Genomic DNA, 13,858 nt, shown 5'->3' on the forward strand with positions numbered 1-13,858 from the left:
GGTGGCGGTGGCGGTGGCGGCGCGCGCGTGGGCTCGGCAGCGCGGACCCGTAGATCCATGATGGACCTGGTCATGGGGTCGTGCACCCCGAACGGTTCCGGGGTGCACGACTGATCACCTGCTTCGGTAGACGCGCACGTAGTCGAACTCGGCGTTGACGGCGGGCTGTGCGCCCCCGTGGGCGACCAGGCCGATGCGCGGCGCGGTGCTCTTCGGGAACGTCCAGACGCCGCCCCAGGTCCACGTCCTGCCGTCGCGGCTTGAGCCGGCACGGAACTCGTGTTCGCCGTTGACCGGGTCGACGTGGTGGGCGAGGCGGAGCCAGGTGGTCTTGGCGGGCGGGCCGACGATGTTGCCGCCGTACGACAGCCGGTCGGCGAACGGCAGCTCCCTGCCGTACTCGACCTGGCGGGTGTTCCAGATGGCCACCTGGCTGAGGCGGGCGAAGTCGTCGTCGGAGACGTAGGCGACCAGGCCGGCCTGCTGGTAGTTGCGTACCGTGTCCTCGCCCAGGTCGAGGGTCACCTTGGTCTCGACGACGTAGTCACCCTCGGGCGGCGTGCGGAGCAGGACGCTCGCGGTGTTGGCCGTGCCGACCAGGTCCGCGCCCTGGACGGGCCAGCGGAGCACGCCGTCGGTGACGCGGGCGGAGGTGTCCTCGCGGACCCACTGCCAGCCGCGGGCACCATTGTGGAACCCGCCATCGAACTCGTCGGCGTCGATCAGCCGACCCTGGCGCGGGGTCGGCGCCGGGCGGGTGACGGGGGTGGTGAGGCGCGCCACGCTGACGTTGTCGAAGTCGGCCTGCCCCTCGGTGACCAGCCCGAACGCGCCGGAGAGCGGGACGGGCGCGTCGAGCCGCACCGTGGCCTGGGGGTCGCCGAGCCGGGCCGCGGAGCCGACCTCGGCGATGATCGTCCGGCCCTTGACGGTGACGGCGAGGTTGCGCCAGGTCGCCGCGCCGCCCGGCAGGGCCGCGGTGCGGGTGGCCCCGCCCGCCGTCACGGTAACGCTGTTGCGGGAGAGCGACACCGTTGCTCCGCCGATGCGCAGCCCTGCCGACCGGCCGCCTGACAGCCTCAGATCCGTCTCGGCACGCAGGTCTCCGCCGACGCCGCGCCTGGCCGTGAGCGTGGCCTTCCCCATGGCGGCATGCCGAACATATCCGTCTTGCACAGCCCACGCGGCCGTGTCCCGCCACCCGGACAGGCCGCCGGCGAACCGCTCGTCCACGTACCCGCGCGTGACCGGCCTCTCCGCCGACCGCTCGGACGGCCCGGCCCCGGCCCGCACCACCGGCCAGCCGTCGATCCAGTCGAGCCGGTCCAGCAGCATGGGCCGCTCGTTGATCCCGTACGGCTCGTCCAGGAACGGGTCCGCCCGGTCGATCCCGTGATAGAGCATCCAGTCCTGCCCGGACAGGTCCGTCATCTGAGAGTGGTGACCGACGCCGATCCAGCGGTTGCCGTTCTGGTCGACGACTGGGGTCCCGCCGGCGCGGGAGGCGAGCAGCGGCTGCCCCTCGCGATCGACGAACGGCCCGCGCGGGCTGGTGGCCCGCCCTGCCAGGACCGAGTATCCAGTCGTGGGGCCGGCGCAGCAGTTCGCGGACGAGGCCAGCAGGTAGTAGAAGCCGTCGCGCCGCACGACATAGGCGCCCTCGAACTTGTTGTCGATGGCCACCTGCGTCGGCTGCCCCACCGTACGCAGCCCGTCAGGGGTCAGCTCCGTAACCCACAATCCCCCGAAAAATCCGCCGAAGTAGAGGTATTTCCGCCCGTCCACGTCCGTGAACTGCGCCGGGTCGATCGTGTTCCAGTACGAGTCCCCCGCCGGCCGCGGCGGCACCACGGGAGCGGACTGGTGTGTCCACGGCCCGGTCGGGGACGGGGCCGTGGCGACGCCGATCGAGAAGTCCCAGGGGTGCGGCGTGCTCGCCGTGTTCGTGACGGTGAAGTACATGACGTACCGCCCGTCGAGGTAACGCACGTCCGGCGCCCACAGCAGGCTGCCGGGCGCCGCGTACGGCGGCAGGTTGTCCTCGCCGAACGCGTCCCCCACGTACGTCCACTCCACGAGATCGCTGGACCGGGCGATCGGCAGCCGATGGTGCCGGCCCTCGCCCTCCCGCAGCGGATCGGAGGTGCCGTACGAGTACCAGTAACCGTCGAGCCCCCGGACGACCGCCGGATCGGCGAACGTGTCGGCGAACCCCGCCGACACCGGGTTGTCATAGGGCGGCGAGAGTAACGACAGAACGAGGGAAGCGACCGCTGCAATACGCATGTATCAGCCTTTCAGGCCACTACGGGAGATGCCTTCGATGACGTAGCGCTGCGTCAGCGCGAACAGGATCAGCACCGGCACGCTGGCCAGCACGGCCCCCGCCATGATCACCGGGTAGTCGATCGTGTACGCGCCCTGGAGGATGGACAGCCCGGGCGGCAGCGTGAAGTAGTCCGGGCTGAAGATCACGAAGATCGGCCAGATGAAGTCGTTCCAGTTGCTCAGGAAGCTCAGCACCGCGAGCGTCGCCAGCGCCGGCTTCGACAGCGGCAGCGTGATCCGCAGGAAGATGTGCCAGTGGTTGGCCCCCTCGATGAGCGCCGCCTCGTCCAGCTCCCGGGGCAGCCCGAGGAAGAACTGCCGCAGGAAGAACACCCCGAACGCGCCCGCCGCCCCCGGCACGATCAACACGGTCAGGCTGTCGAGCCACCCCAGCGCGTCGACGATGAGGAAGCTCGGGATGAGGAAGACGAACCCCGGCACCAGCAGCGTTCCGACGATGACGCCGAACATCACCCGCTTGCCCCGGAACTCCAGCCTGGCCAGTGCGTACGCGGCCAACGAGGAGACGACCAGCACGAGGATCATCTGCCCGGTCGCGGCGATCAGGCTGTTGGCGAACCACCGCAGCACGGGCGTCTGCGTGGTGCCCTCGAACAAGGTCCCGTACGCCCGGGCGGTCGGCTCAGCCGGCCACACCGTGGGCGGCACCCGGGTGGCCTCGGTCTGGCTCTTCAGCGAGGTGCCGAGCGCCCACAGCAGCGGCGCCACGAACACCACGGCGAGCGCGACCAGGACGGTGTACCGCCTCATGACCGCCCCCTGAACAGCCGGAAGTTGATCACGCTGACCACGATCAGGGCGAGCGTGAGCACGTAGCTCATGGCCGAGGCGCTGCCCATCTTGTACTGGGCGAGGCCCTGCTGGAGGATGTAGACGATCGCGGTCCTGGTCTCGCCGCCCGGCGCGCCCTGCGTGAGCAGGTACGACTGCCCGAACATGTTGGCCGAGGCCAGGATGGTGGTGGTCACCACGAACAACATGACCGGCCGCAGCCCGGGCAGCGTCACGTGGCGGAACTCGGCCCACCGGCCGGCCCCGTCCACCTTGGCGGCGTCGTACAGCTCACGCGGGATGTCCTGCATGCCCGCCAGATAGATCACGCCGTTGAACCCCAGCGTCCACCACACGGTGACGCCCACCAGCGCGACCCACCCCCACGGGAGCGACGTCGTCCAGGCGATGTCGGTCCCGAGCAGCCAGTCGACGAGCCCGAGGTTGGGGTCGAGCAGCAGCCGCCACATCAGGCAGACGACGGCCACGCCGAGCACGTACGGAGCGAAGAACAGGCCCCGGAAGAACGTCCTCCCCCGGAACGGCCGGTTGAGCAGCAACGCGACCCCGAGCGGCAGCACCACCAGGAACGGCACGCTGAGCAGCGTGAACACACCGGTCGCCCGCATCGACATCCAGAAGTCGCCGTAGACGGCCGACGCGGGGTCGAAGAGCGCCGTGTAGTTGTCCAGCCCCACGAACGGCCTGCCCTCGAGCAGGAAGTCCCAGTCGTGCAGGCTCACCCACAGCCCGTAGATCGCCGGCGCCAGCACGAACACGCCGAACAACACGAGATACGGGGCCATGAAGAGGTACGGAGTGGCCCGCCCCGACCAGGCGACCGGCGTCGTCGCCCGGGCCGTGCCGGCCTTCGCGGTGAGCGTGGCCATCAGGCGCCGTACTTCTTCCGGTTCTGCTCCAGGATCTTGTCCGCCTTGGCGGCCGCCTCGGTGAGTGCGTCCTTCGGGCTCTTCTTCAGCAGGATCGCCGCGTTGATGGCCTGGTCCACGACGGCGGAGGCGTCGCCGATGCCGGCCACGGAGGGCAGGAAGTAGAGGTTGTCGATCTGCGAGCCGATCGCCGCCTGCTCCTTGAGCGCCTGGAACTCGGCGCCGTCGCGGATGGACTTGCGTGCGGGCACCTGCCCGGCCTTGGCCCACTCGATCGAGTGGCCGCTGATCCAGTTGATGAACACCTTGGCGGCGGTCAGCTTGTTCTGGTCGGGTTTGCGCTGCTTGAAGATGACGAACTGGTGGGATCCGGCCCAGGCGGCGGGCTCCGTACCGATCTGGGGCAGCGGTGCCACGCCCCACTCCAGGTTCTTGACCCCGCGCAGGGTGTTGATGGACCAGATGCCGTTCCAGTTGAAGGCGGCCTTGCCGTTCTGCAGGGCGATGAAGTCGGCGTCCTGGCCCACGTTCTTGGGGCTGTAGCCCTTGTTGATCAGCTCGACCAGCCAGGTCAGGGCCTGCACGCCGGGCTCCTCGGCGAAGCGGGAGACGCTGGCGTCGTCGGCGAACAACTGCCCGCCGTGCTGGTAGAGCAGGCTTCCGAACTGCATGTTGCCGGTGAACGGGAAAGGCGTCGCCCAGTGTCCCTGGATGCCCGCCTTCTTCAGCTCTTCCAGCGCGGCCAGATACTCCTCGCCGGTCTTGGGCGGGTTGTCCGGGTCGAGCCCGGCCTTGGACAGGACGGTCTTGTTGTAGAACATGCCGAGCGGGTGCACGTCGAGCGGGATGGCGTACCGGGCGCCCTTGTAGACGCCGGCCTGCCAGACCGGCGGCGAGAAGTCGGCCTCGCTCAGGTTGAGCGCCTTGGCCACGTCGTCGAGCGGCAGCACCACCTGGCGGGCGGCGTTGGTGGCGACGCTGTCCACGTGCATGATGCCGAGGTCGGGCCCCTGGCCCGCGGCCACCGCCGCGGGGACCTTCGCGTAGTAGTCCGCCCACTGGTAGACGTTCATGGTCACCTTGATCGTGGGGTGGGCGGCGTTGAACTGCTCGACCAGCCGCTTCATGAACGGGCCGTCGCCGCCGGTGAAGCCGTTCCAGAAGGCCAGGGAGACGGCCGGGCCGGTGTAGGTCGTGGGGGCGGCCGTCGACGCCGTCGTCTGCTGAGCGGCCTGCCGCGGCCCGCCGCCCCCGCCGCAACCGGTGAGAACGAGGGCGCCCAGACCGAGGCCGAGCATACGCCGCCGGGTCAGGTTATCCAGGGACATCTCCATCACACTCCTGTGACCCCATGTGGTAATGCCCCGTTGTACATCGTTGTATCTAACGTTGTAAACAGCGCCGCCGGAGTTCGTTACAGCGTTGTAAATCTGGAGCCCGCGGCCATCCGTCGTTGATCCGCACGACGACCGGGCGTCGCACGCCTCTCGCCTTCATGATCGATACTGGCGCCGTCCTCACCGGGGCCGACGTGTGCGACAACGGCAACTACTACCGGCGTACTTCTCGACCACCTACGACAGGGCCTTCGAGTCGTACGGCGTCTGGAAGGACGGCGAGATGACACGACACCGGCGCCTGGATCACCTTCGCCGACGGCGCCAAGGTGACGGCCAAGCGTCAATGATCTCCACGCAGGTCCTTCCGGCGACGTCCACGACGCGGACGGACGGCTTCCAGTACTTCGCCACCGGGATGATCGAGAATCGCAAGGGCGACTTCGCGACCTCGCGGATCCTCGAGTACTCCATCGACGACTTCGCGATCGCGCAGCTGGCCCAGCGCCTCGGTGACAAGACGTCGTACGACTTCTTCATGGCGCGCGCACAGAGCTGGATGAACGTCTTCGACCCGGAGACCCGGCACATCCGCCCCAGGGAGCGCACCGGCTTCGACAGGGCCTTCGACCTGCGGGTACGTGACGACAGGCAGGGACGCGGCCAGTTCAACCAGTCGACCGGGTACCAGTACGGCTGGCTCGTTCCGCACAACCTGTCGACGCTCATCGACAAGCGCGGCGGTCTCGAGGCCTCGATGAAGGCGCTGGACGTCCTCATGGAGCAGCTCGACGCGGGCGCGTACACCCAGACCGGGAACTACCTGTCCAACCAGGCGGCGTTCAGCACGCCGTGGGTGTACAACTGGCTCCGGGCACCCCAGAAGACGACCGACGTGCTGTATCGCGCCGTTCAGGAAATGTACGACACCTCCCCCTCGGGGCTGCCGGGCAACGACGATCAGGGTTCGCTGAGCGCGTGGTACGTGTTCGCCAACCTCGGCGTGTTCCCGACGATCTACGGCACTGGGGACCTCATCGTCAGCGCGCCGATGTTCGACAAGATCGCCATCGATCCCGTGGACGGCGACCGGGTCATCAGGATCAAGGCCGAGGGCGTCGAGGACGGGAAGCGCTACACCACCGGCCTGCGCGTCAACCGGGCCCGCAGAGCGCGTCCTGGATCGACGCCGCGTTCGTGCGCTCCGGTGGCACCCTCGACTTCGGGATGTCGGCCACCCCGGGCACGTGGGAGACCGGGGCCGATGACGTGCCGCCCTCGTACACCGATGGCGCCGACGCCCGCAACAGCGTCGGCACCACTCCCGACGGCCAGGGGAACCTGGGCTCGATGGACTTCAGCGACTGGTCCCTCTCCCGCGAGAGCCTCGCGCGGGCCGGCGCTTCGCCGGGCGCCCGGATCCCGCTCGACGGCACGGGGATCACCTTCACCTGGCCTGACGTCGAGCCCGGCAAGCCGGACAACTGGCTCCCGCACGGCCAGCGCATCGACCTGGAGGACGCGCCGGCCACCGCCATCTCCTTCCTCGGCCTGGCAACGAACGGGCCCGCGGCGGGGACGGCGACGGTCGAGTACACGGACGGATCGGCCCAGCAGATCGCCATCGAGTTCACCGACTGGGCGGCGGCGGCGTCGGCGGGGAACACCGAGCTGATCGCGGTGACGGGTCGCAACAACGCGAACGGCTCGACCGGTGGCGGCACCTTCCGCGTGTTCGCGACCCGACCGGCGGCGCTCGACCCGGGGAAGGTCGTCGACGCGGTCATCCTCCCGGAGGGGAGCAACCAGGGCGCGATGCACATCTTCGACGTCGCCACGTCAGAAGCCGGCCGCTGACGCACGGAACGGGCAGGGGCAGGCGGGACTGCGACTTCGTCGCCTGCCCCCGCACCGCAGGCTCCGCACGCCGGCCGCCTCGACACCGCGTCCTCCTCCGCCAAGGTCGGCTGACCACGGCACCACGCACGGCCGCCGCCATCGACGGAAGGCCAGGCCCGCCGCAATCAGCGGGAGGCCAGGCCCCTCGCAATCAGCGGGAGGCCAGGCCCGCCACGATCGCGCCTGGCCTCCCGGCAGATCCATGCTGCCTCTCGCCTGTGCAGATTCCTTGTCTTCCCCGGTTTCGCGGGCCAAGTTTTTCCCTGCCTGCGCGGGATCGGCTTTCCCTGTTTGGCGGTCTGCTCGTGCCTGCCCACCCTGCGGACGTCGTCCTCAGCGGGCGTCCCCGTCAGCCGCAGTACGTGCGGAAGCGATCTCCGCGCGTTCCTTGGCGGTGTCGGGCAACCCAGGCATTTCCCGTTCCGTATCGGGCAATCCGGGCACTTCGCGTTCCGTGTCGGGAAGTCCGGGCGCCCCACGTTCCGCCAGGGCGGGCGACTCCCGTTCCTGCCGGATCCGCTCGGAGTCCGCCGTGGCGGCGGTCTCGGCGGCACGGCCGGCCTCGGACGGAGTGCTGCTCTGCGTCGCCCGGTCGAAGTAGCGCAGCAGTTCCACCGGCAACGGCATGATCAGCGTGGAGTTCTTCTCCGCGGCGACCTCCACTACCGTCTGCAACAGGCGCAACTGCAGCGCACCCGGTGTCTGCGCCATGATGCCCGAGGCCTCGGCGAGCTTGTGCGAGGCCCTGAGCTCGCCGTCCGCGACGATCACTCGGGCGCGGCGCTCGCGTTCGGCCTCCGCCTGACGGGCGATGGAACGTTTCATGGAGTCGGGCAGCTGCACATCCTTGATCTCCACCCGGTCGATGTGGATGCCCCAGCCCAGGGCCGGGCTGTCGAGCATCAGGGCGAGGCCCCTGTTCAGCTCCTCGCGGTTGGTGAGCAGATCATCCAGCTCGCTCTTGCCGATGATCGAGCGCAGCGAGGTCTGCGCCACCTGCTCGACGGCGAACAGGTAGTTCTGCACCTCGACGGCGGCCCGCATGGGGTCCTGCACCCGGAAGTACACGACGGCGTCCACCTTGACCGAGACGTTGTCGCGCGTGATGCCCTCCTGCGTGGGGACGGGCATCGTCACGATCTGGACGTTGACCTTCTGCAGGCGGTCGACCACGGGGATGAGGAGGCGGAGTCCGGGCTGCCGGATCTGCTCCTGCGCCCTGCCGAAGCGGAAGACGACGCCGCGCTCCACCTGATTGACGATCCGCACGCCGGTGACCACAGCCAGGAAGAGGAGGAAGGCGATGACCCCCAGCACGATGTTGATGTCCATGGCCGTATCCCTTCTCTTTCGAGACTAGTCCTGGGAACGGCGCCCATGAAACCTTCACCGCCTGCCGATCAGGCCCGCACGCTGGGATTACGCCCGGCCGCCGCGCCATCGCCCCTCTCGTCGGTGGCGCCGCTCCTCACCGGTCACGGCAGCCCCCATGGCACCGACAGTGCCGATCGCACCACCGACGGCAACGACGGCACCGACCCGCACGGAGCGCACAACCGACGGCACCGGCCCGCACCAGGCGGCACCGGCCCGAACAGACCGCACCAGACCGCCACGGGGGGCACCGAAACTACCGGAAGCACCAAAGCACCGGGAGCACCGGGGAGCAGAGCATCGACGGCACCACCGCACCGCACCGCACCACCGCACCGACAGCACGGGGTCACCGGCGGCAGCGACGGCACCGACCGGGAGCCTAGGTAGTGCGTCAGTCTGCGACGGCGACGAACCCGGTACCCGCGCGATAGTTCGGGGACTGATGCCGGAAGTAGGTGTTGTAGACCTCGCAGTAACGCCCGCCACGCGCCAGCAACGTCCCATGATCGCCTTGCTCCACGATGCGGCCGTGATCGAGCACGATGATGCGATCGACGTGCTCGATCGTCGACAGCCGGTGCGCGATGACGATCGAGGTGCGCCCGGCCAGCACCACGTCCAGCCCTTCCTGGATCTGGGCCTCGGTCAGCGGATCGACGCTCGCCGTGGCCTCGTCGAGCACCACGATCGCCGGGTCCTGGATGAGCAGCCGGGCCAGGGCGACGAGCTGCCGCTGCCCCATGGACAGGGCCCGCCCGTGCTCCCCCACGTCCGTCTCCAGCCCGTTGGGCAGGGCGTCGATCCAGTCGCCGCCGCCCACGGCCGCCGCGGCCGCGCGTACCTCGTCGTCGCCGGCGTCCGGCCGCGGATATCGGATGTTGTCCGCGACCGTGCCGCTGAACAGGAACGGAACCTGCGGCACCGCGCCGATCTGCTTGCGGTAACTGCCCAGCTCGAGGCTGCGGATGTCTCGCCCGTCGATCAGCAGCCGGCCCTCCTGGAACTCGTAGAACCGCGTGATCAGCTTGCTGAGCGTCGACTTCCCCGCGCCGGTGTGGCCCACGAGCGCCACGGTCTCCCCCGCCTCGATGACGAGGTCGAAGTCACGCAGCACCGGATGGTCCGGGTCGTAGCCGAAGGTGACGCCCTGGAACTCGATCCGCCCGGCCAGCCGGCCCGCCGGCTGCGCATCCGTCTGCACCACGCGAGGCTCGGCGTCGATCAACGCGAAGACCCGCTCCGACGCGGACAGCCCCTGCTGGAACTGCGACCAGAAGGCGGCGATGGACGTCAGCGGGAACCAGAAGAGCGCGACGCCCTGCAGGAACAGATACCAGTCACCGGCCGACAGACCACCCTCCAGCACCCTCGTCCCGCCCAGCTGGACGAGGGCGACCGTCGCCAGCCCGGCCACCAGGAACAGCACGGGGAAGATCGTCGAGAAGACGAACCCCTGGCGGAGCGTCACCTGGTAGCTCTGCCGGTTGATGGGCCGGAACTCGTCGTAGACCTGCCGCTCCTGCCGGAAGTTCTTGGCCACGGCGATCCCGCCCATGGTCTCCTGCAGGTTGGCGTTGACCCGGCTCAAAGACCGCTGTGCCCGCCGCGTGCTGCTCCTGGCCATCCGCCGGAACAGCAGCGCGAGCCCCACCACGATGGGCACGACCAGCAACGTCAGCAACGCGAGCTCGACGCTGCGCACGAACAGCAGCGCGGTGACGAAGCCCACCATCAGCACCTGGCTGATGAGATCCATCGTCAGGGTGGACACCGTGGCGAAGTCGTCCGTGTCGGACGTGACCCGGCTGACGATCTTGCCGGACGGCGTCTCGTCGTAGAACGACAGGTCGCGCTCCAGCACCGCGTCAAAGGCGTCCTCGCGCAGCCGGAGCACCACGTCGCCGGTGACCCGGGCGCTGTATTTCTGCCGCACGAAGTTGAACACCCAGGAGAAGGCCCCGGCCACCAGGATCGCGGCCGTGAGCAGCCACCCGACCTCGCCGATGCTGCCGTCCGCGATCGCGTCGACGGCGAGGCTGCCCAGCGCCGGTATGGCCGCCTGGCTCGCCGACAACAACACGATCATGGTGGCGACCAGGAACATCGCGCCGAGCTTGGGCCGGAAGTAGGTCATGATCCGGCGCAGCAGATCGCGGTCGTTGTAGGTGCGGTCGTAGTCCTCGGCGTCGAGGCCGTCCATGAGGAAGCCCATCAGCGCGCCCCTCCCTGCTCGCTCGCCAGCAGAGACTCTTCCTCACGCACTTCGTCACCCATCTCGACCTCGTCGTAGTGAGAGAAGACCCGCCGGTAGAGGCGGCTGCGCGCGATGAGCTCGTCGTGGGTGCCGAAGTCGACGACCTCACCACGTCGGAGCAGCAGCACTTTGTCCGCCCACCGGATCTGCGACAGCCGATGAGTGATCAGCAACGTCGTCCGGCCTTCCTGGATGCGCCCGATGGCCTGCTGGATCTTGTCTTCGGTCGCCGAGTCGATGGCGCTGGTGGAGTCGTCTAGCACGAGGATCGCCGGATCGGTGAGCAGGGCCCGCGCGATGGCCAGCCGCTGCCGCTGCCCGCCGGACAGCGTGACCCCGCGCTCTCCGATCACGGTGTCGTACCCGTCTTCCAGCTCGGCGACGAACTCGGCGGCCTGGGCGTCCTCGGCGGCCCTGACCACCGCCTCGCGGTCGGCCCGCTGCCCCAGGCTGAAGGCGATGTTCTCGGCCACGGACCGCGAGAACAGCACGATGTCCTGCTCGATCGTGGAGATCTGCGACCGCAGCGAGTCGAGGTCCCACTCCCTCACGTCGACACCGTCGACGAGGATGCGCCCCGCCGTGACGTCGTAGATCCGCGGCACCAGCTTGGTGAGCGTGCTCTTGCCCGACCCGGTCTCCCCGACGATCGCCACCGTCTCGCCGGGCCGCACGGTGAAGGACACTCCCCGCAGGACCGGATCGCCGTCCTCCTCGTAGCCGAACGTGACGTCCTCGAAGACGATCTCTCCGCTGATCGGCGCGGCGTGCCCGTCGACCGGCTGCTCGATCTCGCTCTCGGAGGTGATGATGGTGAGGATCCGCTCCGACGACACGATCCCGATCTGGATCAGCGAGAACGTGAAGATCGACATCTGCGTGGGGAACCCGAGCATGCCCATGAGCCCCATGTACGCCACCAGCTCCCCGACGGTGATCGCGCCGATGCCGTGGAGGTAGAGGGCGTGCCACAACGCTCCGGCCATGGCGAACGAGAACAGCAGAGTGGGCAGGTAGCGGGCCTGCACCAGCCCGTTCCGTACGAACAGGTCGCGGTAGCGCCGCGCGTTGGCCCGGAACCGCTGCCGCTCCTGCCCTTCCTGCGCGGTCACCTTGATGACCTCGATGCCCCGGACGGCCTGGTTGAGCCCGGCGTTGAGATCGCCGAACTGCTCGCGCATGCGGGTCGCCACCGGGTTGAGCTGCCTCATGTAGTGCCAGAGCGCGATCGCGAACACCACCGCGAACACCCCGGGCGCCAGCAACAGCCGCGGATCGATCGCCGCGATGAAGAACAACGGCACGACCCCGGTGAGCCCGGAGTCCACGATGAGGTCGACTCCCGGCGTGATCATGATCGAGAGCTGCCGGATGTCGTTGGCGGCCCTGGCCATCAGGTCGCCCACGCGCTGCCGGTTGTGGAAGGTCTGGCTCTTGCCCAGCAGGCTCACGTACAGCTCGTCACGCGCGTCGCGCTCCAGCCGCTTGGCCAGCACCTCGCTCGACAGCCGCGCGACGAGGTCGAACAACCCGCGGGCCGTCACGATCGCCAGCAACGCCAGCGCGATCAGCCCGAGCGCGTCCATGGGCGTGCCCTGTTTCCCCAGCACCGCGTCGAAGGCGTCACCGGTGAGCTGCGGCACCATGGCGTTGAGCACCGTCATGACGATGGAGCCGCCGAGGAAGCCGACCAGGTGGAGCGGATGACGGCGCAGATGGGACCAGAGCCAGCGAACCGGACCGCGCCGGTTGTAGCGCGGCCCGGACACGGAGAACTCCGGAGTGCTGGTGGTCGTCACAGGCACCGCCCCCGATGCGGCTAGGCAGGACTTCGAACCCGCTTTCTATCACCGGCCACCGACAGTTTCCCATCGGTTTTCGCCGAGCCCGTGCTCACGTCCCGATGACAGTCCCTATGATCATCGCGATGAGAAACGGGGCTCCCAGCGCCCCCGTCCAGACGATCGCCTTCCTCGATCGCATGATGAGGGCGGTGACGAACGCGATGAGCGCCACGCCGAACGGGAATGCGCTGAGCAGCAGGATCCCTCTCCACGTCCCCCGCGCCCCCGTGGGCAGGACCCTGTCCCCCTCGGGGGCCAACGCGGCAGGGAAGACCTCACCCACCTCCGCGTCCGGAACGGTGTCGATGACGATCGGCTCCTTGGCCCGGTCGTCGAACACGAAGTATGCCTCGCAGTCGTACGCCGTGTACCCGGTCCGCCCCGTTCCTCTCTCGATGGGCTCGCAGGACACGACGGTCGCGGTGCCGGTCGCGCCCGTGTCGCCGCTCGCCGTCCCCATCTCCGGCACGGCGACGCGGACCACCGTGACCGCCAGCCAGACAAGCAGGCCCACCGGGATGAGAAGGCACAGGACCATCCCGACAGTCGCCCCGCGTCCCATGCGCTCGGGGACCTGCCCGGACCGACGCCTGCCGGCCGCCTTCATCCCGGAAGGCCGGGAAGGCAGGGAAGGCCGGGAAGGCCGATCGGCGGTGTCGTCCTGCGGACGTCGTTTCGGCGTCACTTTCTTCCGCTCACGGGTCACGCCACCCACTCTTGGCCCCGGTGCTTGCGAGCGACCTGTGGCCGACTGGTGCGATGGCTGGGTGGCTCTGCCGGATCGGCGAGGCCCACGCGGGCGCGCAACCACCGCACGCCGCACTCGTGATCGATGGCATCCTTGAGGGACGGCGATCAGGAGGAGCACGGAGATGACCCACCCTCTCGGCACGGAGCCCGCGTTCCGGCGCACCCCTCTCACCGCGGATGAGAGGGCCCGGAGCGAGGCGAACTTCGCCCCCCTTGTCGCCGAGCACCTTGTCACCGACGGACGGTTCAGGGTGAGCGCCGACACCCCGGAGATGGTGGAGCTGTTCCAGGCGGTCGCCCGCAGGGTGGGTGAGATGCTCCAGCGGCCCGTGGTCAGCTACGCCAACGGCAGGTACATCGTGATCACCTTCGCCCAGGAGGAGTGAC

At 69.0% G+C, this 13,858-nt stretch carries 10 protein-coding genes and 1 pseudogene; 3 read left to right on the forward strand and 8 right to left on the reverse strand.

Going from position 1 to position 13,858, the window contains the following annotated elements; translation table 11 throughout:
• Nucleotides 1-114: 114 nt before the first annotated feature.
• Genes ID574_RS39460 through ID574_RS39475 form a run of 4 tightly spaced genes read right to left on the reverse strand, consistent with a single transcriptional unit; the run spans nt 115 to nt 5,338 of the window.
• Nucleotides 115-2,286 carry a glycoside hydrolase family 43 protein gene (locus ID574_RS39460; protein WP_188194138.1) on the reverse strand — a complete coding sequence of 724 codons (2,172 nt, stop codon included), beginning with the start codon at nt 2,284-2,286 and terminating at the stop codon, nt 115-117.
• Nucleotides 2,287-2,289: 3 nt separating this feature from the next.
• Nucleotides 2,290-3,099 (reverse strand): carbohydrate ABC transporter permease, encoded by an 810-nt coding sequence (locus tag ID574_RS39465; protein WP_188194139.1) that lies wholly within the window; start codon nt 3,097-3,099, stop codon nt 2,290-2,292.
• Complete coding sequence (locus tag ID574_RS39470; protein ID WP_188194140.1) at nt 3,096-4,010, reverse strand: carbohydrate ABC transporter permease; 915 nt, start codon at nt 4,008-4,010, stop codon at nt 3,096-3,098. Before ID574_RS39470 ends, ID574_RS39465 begins: the two co-directional genes overlap by 4 nt.
• Nucleotides 4,010-5,338, reverse strand: a complete 1,329-nt coding sequence (locus ID574_RS39475) for an ABC transporter substrate-binding protein (protein WP_188194141.1) — start codon at nt 5,336-5,338, stop codon at nt 4,010-4,012. The genes ID574_RS39470 and ID574_RS39475 overlap by 1 nt, the downstream gene beginning before the upstream one ends.
• Nucleotides 5,339-5,765: 427 nt before the next feature.
• On the opposite strand from ID574_RS39475, the pseudogene ID574_RS63065 reads away from it, so the two are divergent.
• Together ID574_RS63065 and ID574_RS60575 are read left to right on the forward strand one after the other, a co-directional pair.
• Nucleotides 5,766-6,449, forward strand: a pseudogene (locus ID574_RS63065) (glycoside hydrolase domain-containing protein); the annotation flags it as partial.
• 95 nt (nt 6,450-6,544) lie between these two features.
• Nucleotides 6,545-7,204 (forward strand): hypothetical protein, encoded by a 660-nt coding sequence (locus ID574_RS60575; protein ID WP_223167590.1) that lies wholly within the window; start codon nt 6,545-6,547, stop codon nt 7,202-7,204.
• A gap of 375 nt (nt 7,205-7,579) precedes the next feature.
• On the opposite strand, the gene ID574_RS39485 is transcribed toward ID574_RS60575, so the two are convergent.
• The 4 genes from ID574_RS39485 to ID574_RS39500 all read right to left on the reverse strand — a co-directional run bounded on the left by ID574_RS39485 (nt 7,580) and on the right by ID574_RS39500 (nt 13,235).
• On the reverse strand, nt 7,580-8,578 hold the full coding sequence (locus ID574_RS39485) for an SPFH domain-containing protein (RefSeq protein WP_188194142.1): 999 nt from the start codon (nt 8,576-8,578) through the stop codon (nt 7,580-7,582).
• A 436-nt stretch (nt 8,579-9,014) separates the two neighbouring features.
• A complete protein-coding gene (locus tag ID574_RS39490; RefSeq protein WP_188194143.1) occupies nt 9,015-10,835 on the reverse strand; it encodes an ABC transporter ATP-binding protein in 1,821 nt (606 codons plus the stop codon).
• Nucleotides 10,835-12,676, reverse strand: coding sequence for an ABC transporter ATP-binding protein (locus ID574_RS39495; protein WP_188194144.1), 1,842 nt, complete (start codon nt 12,674-12,676; stop codon nt 10,835-10,837). Before ID574_RS39495 ends, ID574_RS39490 begins: the two co-directional genes overlap by 1 nt.
• A 94-nt stretch (nt 12,677-12,770) precedes the next feature.
• Complete coding sequence (locus tag ID574_RS39500; RefSeq protein WP_188194145.1) at nt 12,771-13,235, reverse strand: hypothetical protein; 465 nt, start codon at nt 13,233-13,235, stop codon at nt 12,771-12,773.
• A gap of 358 nt (nt 13,236-13,593) precedes the next feature.
• Here ID574_RS39500 and ID574_RS39505 point away from each other — a divergent pair, with 358 nt between their 5' ends.
• Nucleotides 13,594-13,857 (forward strand): hypothetical protein, encoded by a 264-nt coding sequence (locus tag ID574_RS39505; RefSeq protein ID WP_188194146.1) that lies wholly within the window; start codon nt 13,594-13,596, stop codon nt 13,855-13,857.
• The last annotated feature ends 1 nt before the right edge of the window (nt 13,858 follow it).

It is taken from the genome of Nonomuraea sp. SYSU D8015 (assembly GCF_008065375.1).
GTDB lineage: Bacteria > Actinomycetota > Actinomycetes > Streptosporangiales > Streptosporangiaceae > Nonomuraea.